Origin of the sequence: Promicromonospora sp. NPDC050880, assembly GCF_044456525.1 — a bacterium.
Lineage (GTDB): Bacteria > Actinomycetota > Actinomycetes > Actinomycetales > Cellulomonadaceae > Promicromonospora.
Genome location: NZ_JBITFV010000006.1, coordinates 262,941 through 280,136, shown reverse-complemented (window position 1 = coordinate 280,136; position 17,196 = coordinate 262,941). Strand labels below are relative to the sequence as shown.

The window sequence follows — 17,196 nt, the reverse complement described above, 5'->3', positions numbered from 1 at the left end:
CGGCAGGATGTCAGGTGGTCGGCACCCCGCGGTGCCGACCACCTGACATCCTGCCGACCGCGGGGCCTGGGCAGAGCCGGCCGCACCGCCGCTGCAGAGCCGGGTCGGCGCCGGGACAGCGCCCGGGTCAGAAGTCGAAGTCCGCGATGTTGCTCGCGTCGTAGACGAACGGCTCGCCCAGGAGGACCTCGCCGTCGGCCCCCACGGTGTACTCGCCGAGTCGGCCCGCCTCGAAGGTGTCGCCCTCCTCGCCGGTGATGTCGCCCGCGACGAGTGCGGCGGCCGCCTGCGTGGCGAGGTAGCCCAGGTCGGTCGGGTTCCACAGCGCGAACGCCTCGACCGTGCCGTCCTCGACGTACTCGCGCATCTGGTTCGGGGTGCCGAGACCCGTGACCGCGACCTTGCCCTGGTACTCGGACGTCGACACGTAGCGCGCGGCCGCGGCGATGCCGACGGTCGTGGGCGACACGATGCCCTTGAGGTCCGGGTGCGACTGGAGCAGCGCCGCCGTCTTGTCGAACGACGTCTGGTCGTCGTCGTCGCCGTAGACCGTCTCGACCAGCTCGATGTCCGGGTAGTCGGCGGCCAGCTTCTCCTCCATGAGCGCGATCCACGCGTTCTGGTTGGTCGCGTTGGCGGACGCCGAGAGGATGGCGATCTCGCCCGAGCCGCCGATCTGCTCCGAGATCAGCTCGAGCTGCTTGTCCGCGATGCCCTCGGCCGAGGCCTGGTTGACGAACAGGTCGCGGAACTGCGGTTCGGTGTCCGAGTCGAACGTGACCACCTTGGTGCCCGCCGACCGCGCCTCCTCCAGCGCGTCGCCGATCGCCGTCGGGTCGTTGGCCGACACCACCAGCGCACTCACGCCCTGCTGGGCCGCGGTGTTGATGAACGGCACCTGGGCGTCGGGCGAGGCGGCGTCCGGGCCGACCTCCTCCACGGTGACGCCCAGCTCTCCCGCCGCCTCCTGCGCGCCCGCCGTGGACGCCTCGAAGTAGGGGTTGCCGAGGTTCTTGGGCAGCATCGTCACGGTGACGTCCTCGCCCCCGCCGCCGTCACCCCCGCCGTCCCCGCCCGAGCAGGCGGTCAGCCCGAGCGCCAGCACCGCGGCCGTGCCGGCCGCGACCACAGATGTGAACTTCATCGTCCGTCTCCCTAGCTCGTTGCCCGACGGCGGTACGGCCACCGGGGTCACTGTGCGCCTCGCAGCGGTGCGAGGAGGTCTCATGGGGCCGGCGCGGTGCTCCGCCGTCGGACCCGGATGCCCGACGCCACGCGCGGGGCGACCACCGACACGACGAGCGCCGCGCCGATCACGATGTTGATGACGTTGACCGTGACGCCCTCCAACCGCAGGGCGCTGCCGAGCACGCCGATGAGCAGCACGCCCGCGACCACGCCGTGGATCGCACCGCGGCCGCCGAAGATCGACACGCCGCCGAGCAGCACGGCCGCGACGACCTGCAGCTCGAGGCCGGTCGCGTTGTCGCCACGGGCGCTGCCGTAACGGAGCGTGTAGTAGACGCCGGCGAGCGCCGACACCGCCCCGGACAGCACGAACAGGATCAGCAGGGTCCGCTTCACGTCCACCCCGGAGAACCGGGCGGCCTCGCTGCTGCGGCCGATGTCCAGCACGTTCCGGCCGAACGGCGTGGCGTGCAGCAGCACCGCGAACACGCCGACCAGGAGGAGCAGCCCGAGCGTGATCACCGGGTAGGGCGACTCGCCCAGGTTCTCGGTGGCGCCGTCGGTCCAGGCGTCGGGGAACCCGGTGACCGCCGTCGTGCCGAGCAGGCCCACGGCGAGGCCACGGTAGAGGGCGAGCGAACCGATGGTGACCGCGAGCGACGGCAGGCCCGCGTACGCGACGAGCGCGCCGTTGACCGCGCCGCACACCGCGCCGAGCAGCACCGACACCAGCAGGGCGGACCAGAGCCCGAACCCGGCCTGGTACAGCAGCCCGAAGGTGACGCTCGACAGCCCGACCACGGACGCGACCGACAGGTCGATCTCGCCCGTGGCGACGATCAGCGTCATGGGCAGGGCGATGAGCAGCACGGGGGCGACGTCGAGCACCAGGTAGGTGATGGTGAGCGGGCCGTCGAAGCCCCGCACGGCGGCGGAGGCGACCACCCAGGCCGCCATCAGGATCAGGATCGTCAGCATCTCGCGGGTGAGCAGCGCGCGGTGCCACCAGGGGCGGGCGTGGGTCCTCATGCGGTCGCCTCCTCACGGTCGGGCGGGCCGTCCGGGCGTGGCCCGGGCGGCGGGCCTGCGGACGGTGGGCCGACGCCGGAGCCTCCGGGCGGGTCGGTGTCGCGCGCCTGCGCCAGGCGCCGCGAGCGCCGGCCTGCGAGCACGCGGTCGAGCGCGATGGCGCCGATGATGAGCGCGCCCACGACGGCGCGCTGCCAGAAGTCGGGGATGCCCACCACGGGAAGGGCCCGGTTGATGGTGAGCAGCAGCATCGCGCCCAGCGCGGCGCCCGCCACCGTGCCGCTGCCGCCGAAGATCGCGACGCCGCCCACCACCACGGCGCCCACGACCTGGAGCTCCATCCCCGTCCCCGCACCGGAGGACACGGTGCCGTAGCGGGCGGCGAACATCACGCCGGCCAGCCCGGCCAGCGCGCCACCCAGCGCGAACGCACCGAGCAGCCGGCGCCGGACGGGCAGCCCCGCCAGGGCCGCGGCGTCCGGGTCGGAGCCGATGGCGTAGAGCTGGCGGCCGCCGCGCGAGGTGTGCAGGTAGTGCGCCACGACCGCCAGCACGACCACGGCGACGATCGTCAGCACGGGCACGCCCAGCACCTGCTGGGTGCCGAGCCGCAGGAAGGCGCGCGGCATGTCCCCGGCGTCGATCCGGTCGCTCCCGGCCCAGGTCAGGGTCACGCCGCGGTAGACGTACAGGGTGCCGAGGGTGATGACGAGCGCGGGCACGCGGGCGAACGCCACGATCGCCCCGTTGACCAGGCCGAGCAGGGTCCCGGTCGCGACGGCGACGAGCGCGACCACGGCGATCGGCAGGTTCGGTGCGTCGAGGAACAGGCGTCCCGTCAGGTAGGCCGTGAGGCCGAGCACCGAGCCGACCGACAGGTCGACGTTGCGCGTGATGACCACCACGGCCTGCCCCACGGCGAGCACGACGAGGATCGCCGGGGTGAGCAACAGGTCCCGCCAGCCGCCCGCGCTGAGCAGGAAGCCGGGCTGGACGGCCGTGGTCACGCCGATCACGACCAGCAGGGCGAGGGCGATGGCGGCCTCGCGACGGCGCAGGAGGCTCATGCGGTGCCCTCGCTCCTGGTGCCCCCGTTCGCGGCGCCCTCGTTCCTGGTGCCCTCGTTCGCGGCGGCGGCGTCCGAGCCTGTCCCGGGGGCGGCGTCCTGGCCGGACGCTCCCGGTGTGGCGGCCCGCATCACCGCCTCGGCCGTCGCCTCGGCCCGGTCCAGCTCGGCGACCACGCGCCCCTCGCGGACCACCAGCACGCGGTCGGCCATGCCCAGCACCTCCGGCAGCTCGGACGAGATCATCAGGACGGCCAGACCCTCCGCGGCCAGGGTGGACAGCAGGCGGTGCACCTCGGCCTTGGTGCCGACGTCGATGCCGCGCGTCGGCTCGTCGACGATCAGCACCGTGGGCCCCGTGGCCAGCCACTTGGCGAGCACCACCTTCTGCTGGTTGCCCCCGCTCATGGTGGTGGCGAGCGCGTCCAGCGCCCCGGCCTTGACGGCGAGCCGGCCGGCCCAGTCACGGGCGAGGCCTGCCTCGGCGCCGGGGAGCAGCACCCCGAACCGCGCGAGCCGCCCACGGGCGACCGCCGACACGTTCCGCGCCACCGACGACTCGGTGACCAGGCCCTGCAGGCGCCGGTCCTCGGGGACGAGGGCCAGGCCGGCGGCGATGGCCGCGGCCGGGTCGCCCGGCCGCAGGGTCCGCCCGCCGACGACGACCCGTCCCGCGTCGTACCGGTCGACGCCGAACACGGCCCGGGCGATCTCGCTGCGCCCCGCGCCGACCAGTCCCGCCAGGCCGACGATCTCGCCCGCCCGCACCTCGAAGGACACGTCGTGGAACGTGCCGGCGGACTCCAGCCCCTCGACGTGCAGCGCCACGTCGCCGGGGGCGCTCGGCACCTTCGGGTAGAGCTCGGCGACCTCGCGACCCACCATGCGCCGCACCAGCTCGTCGGGCGTGACGTCGGCGACGGCGTCGGTGGAGACGTGCTCGCCGTCGCGCATCACGGTGACGGTGTCGCAGAGGTCGGCGACCTCGTCGAGGCGGTGCGAGATGAAGACGACGGCGCGGCCGGCGTCGCGCAGGCCACGGGCGACGGTGAACAGCCGGGCCACCTCGACGGCGCTCAGCGCCGCCGTCGGCTCGTCCATGACCAGCACGCGGGCGTCCACCGAGATCGCCTTGGCGATCTCGACGATCTGCTGGTCCGCGATGGACAGGCCCTCGGCGGGCCGGTCCGGGTCGAGGTCGACGCCGAGGCTGCGGAACAGCTCGCGCGCGCCGTCACGCATGGCCCGGCGGTCGATCCGCCGGAACCGGCCGAGCGGCTCGCGTCCCAGGAAGATGTTCTCGGTGACCGTGAGGTCGGGAAAGGTCGCGGGCTCCTGGTGGATGACGGCGACGCCGGCCGCCTTGGCCTCGGCGGGCCCGGCGAAGTCCACGGGCTCGCCGTCGAGCTCGACGAGGCCCGCGTCGCGACGGTGCACCCCGCCCACGATCTTGACCAGCGTGGACTTGCCCGCCCCGTTCTCCCCCACGAGGGCATGGATGCTGCCGGGCCGGACCACGAGGGACCCGGACCGGAGCGCGGCCACGGGTCCGAAGGACTTGGCCACCCTGTCGAGGCGCAGCGTCGGTGCGGCGTCGGGCATCTCTCTCCGTCGAGGGTGCGGGCGGTCGGCGGTGACCGCGAGGCTGTCCTGCCACTCGTTTGAATCGTTCAAACAGGTAGTTGGGAAGATAGACCCGCCAGGTCAGAGCGTCAAGAAGTACCGGCGCGTCCGTTGCCGTGCCGTGGCAGTTGCGGAACCCTTGGGCGATCAGGGGTGATCGACTGCCCGCAGCTCACCGAGGCGACCCGACGACGTGCCGCCTCAGAAACGGAGGCGATCGGATGAGCCAGCCAACGGCCGAGGAGCACGCAGCCCTCGGCGAGGAGCCCACCGAGCTCAAGCGCGTGATGGGGCCCAAGCTGCTCCTGCTCTTCATCGTGGGCGACATCCTCGGCACCGGCGTCTACGCCCTGACGGGTGACGTCGCGGCCGAGGTCGGCGGTGCCGCGTGGGCACCCTTCATCGTCGCGTTCCTCGTGGCGCTGATCACGGCCTTCTCCTACCTGGAGCTGGTCACCAAGTACCCGCGGGCGGCCGGCGCCGCGCTGTACACGCACAAGGCCTTCGGCATCCACCTGTTCACCTTCATGGTGTGCTTCACGGTCATGTGCTCGGGCATCACCTCGGCGTCGACGGCGGCCCGCGCCTTCGCCTCGAACCTCGCGGTGGGCTTCGGGCTCGACGAGACGAACGCGACCCTGATCATCACGGTCGCGCTGATCTTCATGGCCCTGGTCGCGGCGATCAACCTGCGGGGCGTGGGCGAGAGCGTCAAGGCCAACGTGTTCCTCACCCTGGTGGAGCTGTCGGGTCTGCTGCTCGTGATCCTGATCGGCTTCTACGCGGCGTTCGCCGGCAACGTCGACTTCTCCCGGACCGTCGTGTTCGACGACCCGGGCGACAAGGGCGCGTTCTTCGCCGTCACCGCGGCGACCTCGCTGGCATTCTTCGCGATGGTCGGGTTCGAGGACTCGGTCAACATGGCGGAGGAGACCCACGACCCGGTCCGCAACTTCCCCAAGATGATGATCACCGGCATCGGCATCACCGGCGTCATCTACGTGCTGGTCTCCCTGTTCGCGGTGGCGATCGTCCCCGTGGGCGTGCTGGCCGAGAGCGACACCCCGCTGGTCACGGTGGTCGAGACCGCCGCCCCGGGGATCCCCGCGGCGACGATCCTGCCGTTCATCTCGATGTTCGCCGTCGCCAACTCCGCGCTCATCAACATGCTCATGGCCAGCCGTCTCCTGTACGGCATGGCCAAGCAGAACGTGCTGCCCGGCGCGCTGGGCCGCGTGGGCGCCCGGCGGCAGACGCCGTGGGTGTCGATCCTGGTGACCACCGCCATCTCGTTCGGGCTGATCTACTTCGTCAGCCGCGACCCGGAGAACGACGTCGTCGCCGCGCTCGGCGGCACCACCGCGCTGCTGCTGCTCGCCGTGTTCGCCGTGGTGAACGTCTGCGTGCTGGTGCTGCGGCGCGACCCGATCGAGCGCCGGCACTTCGTGGCCCCCACGGTGCTGCCGATCCTCGGGGCGCTGTGCTGCCTGTTCCTCGTGGGGCCGTGGACCGGGCGCGACGTCATCCAGTACCAGATCGCGGGCTGGCTGCTCGGCATCGGCTTCGTGCTCTGGGTGCTGACGTGGATCACCAACCGCCTGCTGGGGCAGCGCAGCGAGATCAGCGACCTGGAGGCGATCAACGAGCCGGAGGGCGGGGTCAACTAGTCGCTCCTTCCCCCGGTGCCGGACGTGCGGATCACCAAGGTGACCTGCACGTCCGGCACGTCACCTGTCGTCGCGCAGCGCCGCCAGCTGGGACTCCAGGTGGAAGACCTCGTCCAGGAGCACGAACGCCTCGTCGGGGTTGCCCTCGTCGACGAAGAACCCCGACATCGCCGCCTGCCACCTCCCGTTGACCTCGGTGGCCGCCATCGCCCGCTGCGCCCCGTCGTAGTCGTCGGTCTCCAGGATGCCGACCAGGAGGCCGTCGTCCCGCAGGAACAGGTGGTAGTCGCGCCAGCCCGTGTCCCGCAGCGCCTCCAGCATCTCCGGCCAGACGGCGGCGTGCGCCGCGCGGTACTCGTCCAGCCGGTCCGCCCGCACCCGGGACGTGAAGCACACGCGCCCGCCCCTCGTCCCGCTCGTCATGTCGGTCCTCCTCGACCCGGCGCCCATGAAACGGTTCATAATGTAGCCCGAAGCAGGAGGTGCTCCATGACCCGACCGGCTGCTCACCGCCGAGCATCCATCGCCGACGTCGCCCGGACCGCCGGCGTCTCCGTCGGCACCGTGTCCAACGTGCTCAACCGGCCCGACCGGGTGCTGCCCGGCACCCGCGAGCGCGTAGAGGCCGCCATCGCGGAGCTGAGCTTCGTGCGCAACGGGTCCGCGCGGCAGCTCCGGGCGGGCACCATCACGACCATCGGCGCCATCGTCCTGGACATCGCCAACCCGTTCTTCACCGACGTCGCCCGCGGCATCGAGGAGCGCCTCGACCGCGACGACTTCACGCTCATGGTCGCCTCCTCCGACGACGACCTCGGCCGGGAGCAGCGCTACCTGCGGCTGTTCGAGGAGCACGGCGTGCAGGGCATCATGGTCGTGCCGACCACCGACGAGATCGAGCACCTCCTGGCGGTCCGCCGGCGCGGCACCGGCGTCGTGCTGCTGGACCGCCCCTCGCCGGATCCGAGCATCTCGTCGGTCGCCGTCGACGACGTGCGCGGCGGCGAGCTCGCCGCCCGCCACCTGCTGGACCAGGGGCACACACGCATCGCGTTCCTCAACGGTCCGCACACGATCCGGCAGTGCGCCGACCGGCACGAGGGCGTGGTCAAGGCACTGGTGGCCGCCGGTCTGGACCCCGAGCAGGCACTCACCGAGACCACCGTGACCAGCCTCAACGCCGAGGGCGGCGAGGCGGCGATCCGGGGGCTGCTGGAGTCCGGCGACCAGCCCACCGCCGTGTTCTGCGTCAACGACCTGGTCGCCCTCGGCGTGCTGCGCACGCTCCGCACCGAGAACATCGCCGTCCCCACGGACATGGCGGTGGTGGGGTACGACGACGTCGCCTTCGCCGCCGAGCTGTCCACCCCCCTGACCTCGGTGCGCCAGCCGACCCACGAGCTGGGCGTGCGCGCGGCGGACCTGCTGCTCACGGGGGCTGACACGGCGGAACACGTGATGTTCCAGCCGACGCTGGTGGTGCGGGGGTCGAGCGCGACGGCGTGACCGGGGCCCGGGTGCCGGTGCGCACGGGGGCTGGTGTGGGCCGATGCCGGTGTGCACGGGGGCTGGTGTGGGCCGTTGCCGGTGTGCACGGGGGCTGGTGTGGGCCGTTGCCGGTGTGGGCCAATGCTGGCGTGGCCCCGTGCCGGTGTGACCCCGTGCCGGTGTGGCCGGTCGACAGCGTGACCGGTGGCCAGCGCGACCGGTCGACGACGCCGCGGCCTGGCGCGCGATGCACGCAAACGCCCGGTCACGACCACCGCGGCCGCTGACCGCCAACCGACCCGGCCCGACCCGGCCCGACCCGGCCCGACCCGGCCTGGCCCGTCCCGGCTCGGCCCGACCCGGCCTGGCCCGGCTCGGCTCGGCAAAAGTGCGCTTCTGCCCAGCGATCAGGCCCAGATCCCAGCCTGATTCTGGGCCTGATCGCTGGGTAGAAGCGCACATTCGTGAGCGGTGCAGCCCGGGCGCGGCGTCGGCACGCACGGACACCGCATGCCACCGCACGGCGCCGCGCGCCACCGCACGGCGCCGCACGGCCCCACACACCCGGACACCCGGCCCCCCGTCACGAGGAAGCGGCAGGCCTCGGGACGCCGTGGCCAGCGCGAACCCACCGCACCCCAGCCCCACCCCACCCCAGCACCACCTCAGCCCAGCACCGACTCCAGCTCCTCCGCGACCCGGTCCACGAACCCGTCCGGCGTCCCCTCCGGCAGCAGCCCCGGCAGTGCCAGCAGCGCCCGCAGGTCCTCCTCGGCGCCGGCCAGGCCCTCGACGTCGCCGAGGCCGTCGGACCCGCCCGGCACGTCGGCGGCGTTCACCAGGTTCGCCAGCTCAGCGGCCCGCGGGTCGTCCACGCCTTCCCCGGTCACGAGCCGGCGTCGCACGAACTCGGCCCACGCGGCCAGGCCGAACGCCACCCCCAGCGGCTCCCGCCCCGCGGCCAGGGACTCGGCGAGCACGCCGCCCCAGCGGAACGGGATCTTCTGCGTGCCGTCCATCGCCACCTGCACGGTGGTGTGACCGGTGTGCGGGTTGGCGAACCGGGTCAGGATCTGCTCGCCGTACTGGCGGAGGTCCAGGCCCTCGGGCGCGGTGAGCGTCGGCAGCGCGTCCTCGAACAGGTACTGCCGTGCGCGGGCGGCGATCTCGGGGTCGGTCACCGCCTCGGCGATCGTCGCGTGCCCGGCGAGCCAGCCGGAGTAGGCGACCAGGGAGTGCGTGCCGTTGAGCAGCCGCAGCTTGGCCTGCTCGAACGGTGCCACGTCCTTGGTCAGGGTTGCACCGGCGGCCTCCCACGCGGGCCGCGGCCCGGCGAACCGGTCCTCGATCACCCACTGCGCGAACGGTTCGCCCACCACGAGGCCCTCGTCCCGGACGCCGAGCAGCCGGCCCACCTCGTCGCGCTGCTCCGCGGTGGTGGCGGGCACGATGCGGTCCACCATCGAGCACGGGAACGTGACCCGCGCGTCGAGGAAGCCGCGCAGCGTGTCGCCCTCGGCACCCGGCAGCGCGGCGTCGACGGCCTCGCGCACCAGACGTTCGAGCACGTGCCCGTTGTCCACCATGTTGTCGCAGGTCAGTACGGTGATCGGCGCTCCGGACGCGGCGCGCGCCGCGAGGCCGCGGACCAGCAGCCCGATCGCCGACGACGCGGGCCGGGGCGCGTCGACGGCACCGCCGTGCTCCACCGTCAGTGCCTCCAGGTCCGGGGCCACGGCGGTCACGTCGAGCGATCCGTCGGGCTGCCGCGCGTACCCCTTCTCGGTGATGGTCAGCGTCACCACGTGGGTCGACGGCGCCGCGAGCGCCGCCAGCACCAGACCGGTCTCCTCGGCCGGGTACGCGACGTCGACGACGGACCCGATCAGCTCGACCGACGACTCCTTCTCCCCCGCGGTCAGCACCGAGTACACCCCGCCCTGGGGACGGAGCTGGTCCCGCACCCGCGCGGACCGCTGGGTCACCCCGAGGATGCCCCACACGGTGTCGCCGGTGGCTATCGCGGCGCGCTCCGTGTAGACGGCCTGGTGGGCCCGGTGGAACGCCCCGATGCCGAGGTGGACGATGCCCACCGCCGTCGGCGTCACGGGCGCGTCGATCCCTGCGGGGACATGGTCCCTGTGCAGGCGGTCAGTCATCGCGTGTCTCCTTCACCTGTGCCACGAGCTGCGTCGGGTTCACGAACCGCAGCGCCACCACGAGCATGACGAGCATGGTCGCGGTGTAGATCACCGACATGGCCGAGATGAGCTGTCTCGCCTCGCCGCCGCCGGCTGCTGTCATGCCACGGTAGATCGCCACGACGAGCGTGTCCGAACCAGGGCCCGACACGAGGAAGGTCAGCTCGAAGAGCCCGACCGTCCGGACGAGCACCAGGATGGCCGCCGCGAGGATCCCCGGGACGAGCAGCGGTGCGAGGATCCGCGTGAAGATCTGCCGGGTCCGGGCCCCGCACATGCGGGCCGCGGACTCGATGGCAGGGTTGATCTGCTCGATGAACGGCGTCATCGTCAGGATCACGAACGGCACCGACGGGACCAGGTTGACCAGCACGACGGCGGTGAGCGTGCGCCCCAGCCCGAACGAGTACATGACGGTCGCGAGCGGGATGCCGTACGTGATGGGCGGCATGAGCACGGGCAGCAGGAACAGCAGCATGACCACGCGCTTGCCCGGGAAGTCGCGGCGGGCCAGCACGTACGCGGCGGGCACGCCCACGAGCACGGAGATCACGACGACGAGCAGGGCCACGCCGACGGTGACGCCGACCACCTCGCCCAGCGAGAACCGGTCCCAGGCCTCGACGTAGCGGTCGACGGTGGGGCCGTCGGGCAGCCAGGTGTCGAACCACTGGCGGCCGAACGAGTCGACCACCACGGCGACGAGGATGCCGAGCAGGAACACCCCGAACGCCGTCATGCCGGCCCAGACGAACCAGGTGGACGGGCGGGCGGCGAGCGACCGCTCCCCCGGTGCGACGGTTGCGGCCATCAGCCCTTTCCTCCCGTGGTGCCGCGGTACAGCAGCGAGCGCAGGCCCAGCACGGCGACCACGACCACCAGCTCGACCGCACCCATCATGAGCGCGATGGTGGACGCCATCGCGTAGTCGTTCTGCTCCCCGAACGCCCGGAACGCCATGAGCGACATGACTCGCGTCTCTCCCATGGCGTCGCCGACCAGCCGCGCGGAGGGGAACACCGAGAACGCGAGCACGAACGTGAGCACGAACGTGGTGGCCAGGCCCGGGGCGAGCAGGGGCAGCACGATCCGCCGGAACCGCTGCCACCAGCCCGCGCCGAGCGTCCGGGCGGCCTGCTCCAGCGACGGGTCGATGCCCGAGAGGTAGGACGAGATGAGCAGGAACGCGAACGGGAAGCCCGTGATGACCAGGGAGAACATCACGCCCAGGGAGTTGTTCACGAGCTGGAGCGGCTCGTCGATCAGGCCGGAGGCGAGCAGCGCCCGGTTGAGCCAGCCCTGCCGCCCCGCGAAGATCAGCAGGCCCTGTGCCGTGAGCACCGTGCCGAGCGTGATCGGCAGCACGAGCAGCGACGTCAGCAGCCGCTTGCCCCGGAACCGGTGCCGCAGCACCATCGCGACCGGGATCGACGCGAGCACGTTGAACAGCGCGGCGGGCAGGGCGAGCCGCATCGTGATCCCGACCGAGTCGAACACGAACGGGTCGCTGAAGAACGCCACGTAGTTGGCGAAGATGCCGCCGCCCCACTGCTCCTGCATCGCGGCCGTGGGCTGGATCGTGAGCCCGATCCCGTAGGAGAACGGGTAGACGAACAGCGCGACCGCCACCACGAGCCCGGGCACGAGCAGCAGGAGCGCCGGGTCCACGCCGCGTTCGGCGAGCCGGTGCCGCAGGCTCGCGGTCGCTCGTCCGGGCCGCTGCCCGAGAACGCTACTCATGGCGCCCCCGCCCGACGCCGGTCCGGCCGGCCACGCCCGGACCGCGCCTCACGCCGCCACCCCCTGCGGCACGACGGCGGCGTCCAGCGCCTCCGGGAACACCAGGACCCGCTCGACCGGGGCCGTCAGCCGCACGACGCCGCCGACGGCGGGCGCCGACGTCGCACGCGCGTGCAGCATGGTCTCGCCGGCCTGCACGCCGACGGCGAACTCGCGGCCGTGGTACTCGACCACGGACACGGTGCCCGGCACGGCGCCGGCCGAGCCGCCCGCACCCACCGAGCCGCCCGCACCGACCGAGCCGCCCGCACCACCCGCCGAGCCCGCACCGGTGCCCGAACCCGACGCCACCACGGAGAAGTCCTCCGGCCGCACCGCCACCCGCACGCGGTCCCCCGCACGCAGGGCGCCGACCGCGCGCCCGGTGAGCCGGACGCCGCCGCCGTTGTCGTCACCAGAACCCGCCGCACCCGGCAGCTCCACCACGACCTCGCCCCCGGACACCGAGACGACCGTCGCGGGCAGGATGTTCCGGTACCCCATGAAGTCGGCGACGTACCAGCTCGCCGGGCTCTCGTAGAGCTCGTCGGGCGTGCCCACCTGCTGCACCCGGCCCTCGCGCATGACGACCAGGCGGTCGGCCAGGGAGAGCGCCTCCTCCTGGTCGTGCGTCACGTAGATGGTGGTGAGCCCGAGGGACTGGTGCAGCCGGCGGATCTCGGTGCGCATGTCGAGCCGCAGCTTGGCGTCGAGGTTCGACAGCGGCTCGTCCATGAGCACGAGCGACGGCTCGAGCACCACGGCCCGCGCGATGGCCACGCGCTGCTGCTGCCCGCCCGAGAGCTGACCGGGCAGCTTCCGCGCGTGCTCACCGAGCTTGACCAGCTCGATCGCCGCCCGCACCCGGGCGTCGATCTCGGCGCGCGGCAGCCCCTGCATCTGGAGGCCGAACGCGACGTTCTTCTCCACGGACAGGTGCGGGAACAGCGCGTACGACTGGAACACCATGCCGAACCCGCGGCGCTCCGGGGGCAGCGTGTCGATGCGCCGGCCGTCGAGCAGGATCTCGCCGTGCGTGAGCGGGAGCAGGCCCGCCAGACAGTTCAGCGCCGTCGACTTGCCGCAGCCCGAGGGGCCGAGCAGGGCGACGAACTCGCCCGACCGGATGGTCAGGTCCAGCCCGGACAGCGCGTCCACCCCGCCGAAGCGCCGGCCGACGCCGCGCAGCTCCAGCGTCTCGAAGCCGCTCACTCCTCGTCCTCCACCTTGCCGCCGCCCACCTCGCGGTCCCAGATGTCGAACGCCGTGACCATGGAGTCGGCGTCGAGCGGCACCACGGCGTCCTGCGACTCGATGAGCTCGTCGAACAGGGGCCGGCCGAACTCCTCGATCACGTCCTGCGACTCCTGCGGTGCGAGGTCGAGCGTGGCACCCTCGACGGCCGGGCCCGGGTAGAAGTAGCCGGCGTCGTACGCCTTGGCGTTCTGCTCCGGGGTGAGCATGTCCTGCAGCAGCAGCATGATCGCGCTGATCTTGTCCGCGCTCTGCCCCTTCGGGATCGCGGCGTAGTGCGCGTCGGTGACCCAGGTGAAGTCGTCGAACGCGGCGGCCTCCAGCGTGTCCGGGAGCTGCCCCTCGGCGCGCGGCGCGATGTCCCAGCCCGTCGTGGTCGGGATCATCGACCAGGTGCCGTCGGCCATGTTGGTGATCACCTGGCCGGTGCCCGTGGGATAGGTGTCGACGTACTGGCCGAGCTCCTCGAGGTACGCCCAGGTCTTGTCCCAGCCGTTCTCGGGGTCGGCCGGGTCCTCGTCACCCAGGAGGTAGGGCAGGCCCATCAGGAACGTGCGGCCCGGACCCGAGTTGGCGGGGCGGGCGTACCCGAACTTGCCCGGGTGGGCCTCGGCCCACTCCAGCAGCTCCTGCGGCGTCGCCGGCGGCGTGCCGACCACCTCCGGGTCGTACTGCAGCAGCGGCCCGGACGGGTAGTACGTGGTCACCACGCCGTAGCCCTGGGCGAGCTCCTGCATGTTCGCGGCCGCCTCCAGGTAGGTGTCCTGGTTGGACACGCGGTCGCCGTAGTCCTCCACGATCGGGAGCCACAGGTCCTGGCTGATGCCCGCCGCGAGCCCGTCGTTCCCGGTGAAGACCACGTCGACGGACAGGTTGCCGCTGTCCACCTGGGGCTTGACGATGCCCGTGACGTCGGGGGCACCGCCGGTCTCCCAGGTCACCGACTCGATGACGTCCGGGTTGTTCTCGACGAACTCCTCGACCATGCCCTCGGTCAGCCGCTGGTTGCCCGCGACGTCGAGGATGTTCAGGGTGACGGGCTCCGACGGGGTGTCGGGCACGTCGGCCGGGTCCGTGACGGCGGCTCCGCCGTCACCGCCCGGGGGCGCGGGCGGGGCACAGGCGGTCAGCAGGGACAGCGCCACGGCGCCGACGAGCGCCGCGACCTTCTTCGAGGTGCGCATGGTGCCTTCCTCTCTCGGGCATCGTCGCCCGGGTTGGTCGCCGGGACCGGCGTCAGCCGGCCGCCCCGGCGGGGGCAGGTCCGGAGGACCCGCGGATCGTGAGCTCCACGGGGAGCTGTACGCCCGCCGGCAGGTCGCCGCGCAGCCGGGCGAGCAGGAGGTCGACGGCACGCCGGCCGAGCCGCGCGAGCGGCGCACGGACCGTCGTGAGCGCCGGTGAGACGAGGGTGGCCTGGGGCACGTCGTCGAACCCCACCACCGTCATCCGGCCCGGCACGTCGACGCCGCGCTGCCGCAGCCGGTCCAGGATGCCCAGCGCCATGAGGTCGTTGAAGGCGACGACGGCGGTCGCGCCGCTCGCCACCGCGTGGTCGGCCGCCTGGACGCCACCGGCGAAGTAGGGCTGGAACGTGCCCAGCTCGACCAGCTCGACGTCCCGGTGCGCGGCCGCGGCGACCAGCCCGGCGACACGCCGGCGGCCCGACCACGACGACGGCGGTCCGGCCGCGAGCGCCACCGTCCGGTGCCCCAGCGCCGAGAGGTGTCCCATGACCTGGGCGGCGCCGTCGGCGTCGTCCACGTGGACGGACGGGACCGCGGTCGCCCCCGGCTCGGCGGGCAGCTCCCGGTTGGCCAGGACGGCGGTCACGCCCGCGAGCGCCGCCCGCAGCCCGGCCTCGCTGCAGCGGGGCGAGGCGACGAGCAGTCCGTCGGTGCGGGCGGCGAGGGCGCCGATGAGCTCGGCCTCGACGTCGGCGTCCTCGTCGGAGTCGGCCACGAACATCTCGTAGCCCTCGGCGCGGGCGCGCGCCTGGACGGCCTTGGTCACGGCGGCGAAGTAGGGGTTCTCCAGGTCGGGCACCAGCAGCCCGACGGCGTGCGTGCGCCCCTTCCGCAGTCCGCTGGCCGCCCGGTTGGGGCGGTAGCCGAGCTCGGCGGCGGCGCGGGTCACCCGGTCGCGGGTCGCGGCGGCCACCCGGTCGGGGTCGGAGAGGGCGCGCGAGACGGTGGAGATCGAGACCCCGGCGGCGCGCGCGACGTCGTGCACCGTGACCATGGCACCCCCTCGTGACCGGATTACTACGTTGCAAACGTTTGTGCTTTATAGCAAGGTTTGACCGCAAACGTTTGCAGTCCGATGCCTCCCGCGTCAAGACCTGGCACCACGAGCCGCGCGGGCAGCCCCCTAGGATGTGGAAGCGCTTACCCACCCCGGCGACGATGCCTCAGGAGGACCACCGTGACCGAGACCTGGACGCTGCACCCCGACCGTGCCCTGCCCGCCGACCCGGTCACCAGGCCGATCGCCCGCGAGATCTACGCCGCCACGAGGGACCTCCCGATCGTCTCGATGCACGGCCACGTCGACGTCACAGCCTTCGCCGACGACGAGGCCTTTCCCGACCCCGCCCAGCTCCTCGTGGTGCCCGACCACTACCTGACGCGCATGCTCGTGTCCCAGGGCGCACGGCTCCCGGAGCTGGGCGTGGGCCCGGCCGACGGACCGGGCTTCGAGACGGACCCGCGCGAGATCTTCCGGCGGTTCTGCGCGGGCTGGAAGCACTTCCGCGGCACCCCGACGCGGTACTGGACGGAGCACGAGCTCGTCGAGATCTTCGGCGTGACCGTGCGGCCGTCCGCGGAGACGGCCGACCAGGTCTACGACCAGGTCGCGGCGGCCATCGCCGACCCGGCGTTCCGCCCGCGGGCGCTGCTGGAGCGGTTCCGCATCGAGACGATCACCACCACCGACCCGGCGTGGAGCGACCTGAAGGACCACGCCCGCCTCGCCGCCGACCTGCCGGGACGCGTGCTGCCGACCTTCCGCCCGGACCCGCTGCTGCACCCGGCCCGGAAGACCTGGCGGGGCGACCTGGAGCGGCTCGCCGCGGCGTCGGGCATCGCCACCGACACCTACGAGGGCTACCTGGCCGCGCTCCGCGAGCGGCGCGCGGCCTTCGTCGCGGCGGGCGGCCTGGCCACGGACCACGGGCACCTCGCCGCGGACACCACCCCGCTGCCCGACGACGTGGCCCGCGCCCTGTTCCGCACGGCCTTCGACGCCGCGGGGACGGGCGAGCCCGGGATCAGCGCCCAGGAGGAGGCCGCCTTCTCCGCGCACATGCTGTTCCAGATGGCGGCGATGTCGGCCGAGGACGGCCTCGTCATGCAGCTGCACCCGGGCGTGCTGCGCGACCACGACCCCGCGGTCGCCGCCGCGTTCGGCCCGGACAAGGGGTACGACATCCCGGTCGCGGTCGAGTTCGCCCGTGGCCTGCGGCCGGTGCTGGAGGCCTTCGGTCACGCGGAACGCTTCCGGCTGATCGCGTTCACGATCGACGAGGACGTGTACTCGCGTGAGCTCGCGCCGCTGGCCGGGGTGTACCCGTCGCTCCGCCTGGGTGCGCCGTGGTGGTTCCTGGACGCGCCGGACGCGATGCGCCGGTTCCGGGAGGCGGCCACGGAGACCACCGGCTTCTCGAACATGTCGGGGTTCGTGGACGACACCCGCGCGTTCTGCTCGATCCCCGCACGCCACGACCTGGCCCGCCGGGTCGACGCCGGGTACCTCGCCCGGCTGGTCGCGGAGCACCGGCTCGACCTGGACGAGGCCGTCGACACCGCCGCCGACCTGGCCTACCACCTCCCGAAGCTGGCCTATGCCCGCCTCTGACCGGGTTGCCCAGCAGGACAGGTGGACCTCGGCGGCGCCGCTG

General features: G+C 73.0%; 14 protein-coding genes. 3 read left to right on the top strand and 11 right to left on the bottom strand.

All coding sequences use genetic code 11. From position 1 onward, the window contains the following. Positions 1–127: 127 nt before the first annotated feature. The 4 genes from rhaS to ACIBBF_RS13540 all read right to left on the bottom strand — a co-directional run bounded on the left by rhaS (position 128) and on the right by ACIBBF_RS13540 (position 4,885). The gene (rhaS, locus tag ACIBBF_RS13555; protein WP_397413942.1) at positions 128–1,144 is read right to left on the bottom strand and encodes a rhamnose ABC transporter substrate-binding protein; all 1,017 of its coding nucleotides are present in this window, start codon (positions 1,142–1,144) and stop codon (positions 128–130) included. 80 nt (positions 1,145–1,224) lie between these two features. After that, on the bottom strand, positions 1,225–2,217 hold the full coding sequence (locus ACIBBF_RS13550; protein ID WP_397413939.1) for an ABC transporter permease: 993 nt from the start codon (positions 2,215–2,217) through the stop codon (positions 1,225–1,227). Next, positions 2,214–3,284, bottom strand: a complete 1,071-nt coding sequence (locus ACIBBF_RS13545) for an ABC transporter permease (RefSeq protein WP_397413937.1) — start codon at positions 3,282–3,284, stop codon at positions 2,214–2,216. Before ACIBBF_RS13545 ends, ACIBBF_RS13550 begins: the two co-directional genes overlap by 4 nt. Further along, on the bottom strand, positions 3,281–4,885 hold the full coding sequence (locus ACIBBF_RS13540) for a sugar ABC transporter ATP-binding protein (protein WP_397413934.1): 1,605 nt from the start codon (positions 4,883–4,885) through the stop codon (positions 3,281–3,283). Before ACIBBF_RS13540 ends, ACIBBF_RS13545 begins: the two co-directional genes overlap by 4 nt. A gap of 242 nt (positions 4,886–5,127) precedes the next feature. Between ACIBBF_RS13540 and ACIBBF_RS13535 the strand changes: the two genes are divergently transcribed. After that, positions 5,128–6,573, top strand: coding sequence for an APC family permease (locus ACIBBF_RS13535; RefSeq protein WP_397413932.1), 1,446 nt, complete (start codon positions 5,128–5,130; stop codon positions 6,571–6,573). 60 nt (positions 6,574–6,633) lie between these two features. Here ACIBBF_RS13535 and ACIBBF_RS13530 read toward each other — a convergent pair whose 3' ends face one another. Further along, positions 6,634–6,996: an L-rhamnose mutarotase gene (locus tag ACIBBF_RS13530; RefSeq protein ID WP_397413930.1), complete on the bottom strand. Its 363-nt coding sequence runs from the start codon at positions 6,994–6,996 to the stop codon at positions 6,634–6,636. Between the two features lie 66 nt (positions 6,997–7,062). Here ACIBBF_RS13530 and ACIBBF_RS13525 point away from each other — a divergent pair, with 66 nt between their 5' ends. Continuing rightward, complete coding sequence (locus tag ACIBBF_RS13525) at positions 7,063–8,079, top strand: LacI family DNA-binding transcriptional regulator (protein ID WP_397413927.1); 1,017 nt, start codon at positions 7,063–7,065, stop codon at positions 8,077–8,079. Positions 8,080–8,726: 647 nt separating this feature from the next. Here ACIBBF_RS13525 and ACIBBF_RS13520 read toward each other — a convergent pair. Genes ACIBBF_RS13520 through ACIBBF_RS13495 form a run of 6 tightly spaced genes read right to left on the bottom strand, consistent with a single transcriptional unit; the run spans position 8,727 to position 15,536 of the window. Next, positions 8,727–10,220, bottom strand: a complete 1,494-nt coding sequence (locus ACIBBF_RS13520; RefSeq protein ID WP_397413925.1) for a mannitol dehydrogenase family protein — start codon at positions 10,218–10,220, stop codon at positions 8,727–8,729. Beyond that, positions 10,213–11,073, bottom strand: coding sequence for an ABC transporter permease (locus ACIBBF_RS13515; RefSeq protein WP_397413922.1), 861 nt, complete (start codon positions 11,071–11,073; stop codon positions 10,213–10,215). The genes ACIBBF_RS13520 and ACIBBF_RS13515 overlap by 8 nt, the downstream gene beginning before the upstream one ends. After that, entirely contained in the window at positions 11,073–12,002 is a 930-nt protein-coding gene (locus ACIBBF_RS13510; RefSeq protein ID WP_397413920.1) for an ABC transporter permease, read from the bottom strand. The genes ACIBBF_RS13515 and ACIBBF_RS13510 overlap by 1 nt, the downstream gene beginning before the upstream one ends. 48 nt (positions 12,003–12,050) lie before the next feature. Beyond that, positions 12,051–13,253 (bottom strand): ABC transporter ATP-binding protein, encoded by a 1,203-nt coding sequence (locus tag ACIBBF_RS13505; RefSeq protein WP_397413917.1) that lies wholly within the window; start codon positions 13,251–13,253, stop codon positions 12,051–12,053. Beyond that, positions 13,250–14,479 (bottom strand): extracellular solute-binding protein, encoded by a 1,230-nt coding sequence (locus ACIBBF_RS13500; RefSeq protein ID WP_397413915.1) that lies wholly within the window; start codon positions 14,477–14,479, stop codon positions 13,250–13,252. Before ACIBBF_RS13500 ends, ACIBBF_RS13505 begins: the two co-directional genes overlap by 4 nt. 52 nt (positions 14,480–14,531) lie before the next feature. After that, positions 14,532–15,536: a LacI family DNA-binding transcriptional regulator gene (locus ACIBBF_RS13495; RefSeq protein ID WP_397413913.1), complete on the bottom strand. Its 1,005-nt coding sequence runs from the start codon at positions 15,534–15,536 to the stop codon at positions 14,532–14,534. Between the two features lie 183 nt (positions 15,537–15,719). Between ACIBBF_RS13495 and uxaC the strand changes: the two genes are divergently transcribed. Further along, a complete protein-coding gene (gene uxaC / locus ACIBBF_RS13490; protein ID WP_397413911.1) occupies positions 15,720–17,153 on the top strand; it encodes a glucuronate isomerase in 1,434 nt (477 codons plus the stop codon). Positions 17,154–17,196 lie beyond the last annotated feature (43 nt).

Excerpts from the sequence above, each read along its gene's own strand:
- ACIBBF_RS13525 (WP_397413927.1), top strand. The coding sequence starts at position 7,063 with ATGACCCGACCGGCTGCTCACCGCCGAGCATCCATCGCCGACGTCGCC.
- ACIBBF_RS13535 (WP_397413932.1), top strand. The coding sequence starts at position 5,128 with ATGAGCCAGCCAACGGCCGAGGAGCACGCAGCCCTCGGCGAGGAGCCC.
- ACIBBF_RS13510 (WP_397413920.1), bottom strand. The coding sequence starts at position 12,002 with ATGAGTAGCGTTCTCGGGCAGCGGCCCGGACGAGCGACCGCGAGCCTG.
- ACIBBF_RS13500 (WP_397413915.1), bottom strand. The coding sequence starts at position 14,479 with ATGCGCACCTCGAAGAAGGTCGCGGCGCTCGTCGGCGCCGTGGCGCTG.
- rhaS (WP_397413942.1), bottom strand. The coding sequence starts at position 1,144 with ATGAAGTTCACATCTGTGGTCGCGGCCGGCACGGCCGCGGTGCTGGCG.
- ACIBBF_RS13530 (WP_397413930.1), bottom strand. The coding sequence starts at position 6,996 with ATGACGAGCGGGACGAGGGGCGGGCGCGTGTGCTTCACGTCCCGGGTG.
- ACIBBF_RS13540 (WP_397413934.1), bottom strand. The coding sequence starts at position 4,885 with ATGCCCGACGCCGCACCGACGCTGCGCCTCGACAGGGTGGCCAAGTCC.
- ACIBBF_RS13495 (WP_397413913.1), bottom strand. The coding sequence starts at position 15,536 with ATGGTCACGGTGCACGACGTCGCGCGCGCCGCCGGGGTCTCGATCTCC.
- ACIBBF_RS13515 (WP_397413922.1), bottom strand. The coding sequence starts at position 11,073 with ATGGCCGCAACCGTCGCACCGGGGGAGCGGTCGCTCGCCGCCCGCCCG.
- ACIBBF_RS13550 (WP_397413939.1), bottom strand. The coding sequence starts at position 2,217 with ATGAGGACCCACGCCCGCCCCTGGTGGCACCGCGCGCTGCTCACCCGC.
- ACIBBF_RS13545 (WP_397413937.1), bottom strand. The coding sequence starts at position 3,284 with ATGAGCCTCCTGCGCCGTCGCGAGGCCGCCATCGCCCTCGCCCTGCTG.
- ACIBBF_RS13520 (WP_397413925.1), bottom strand. The coding sequence starts at position 10,220 with ATGACTGACCGCCTGCACAGGGACCATGTCCCCGCAGGGATCGACGCG.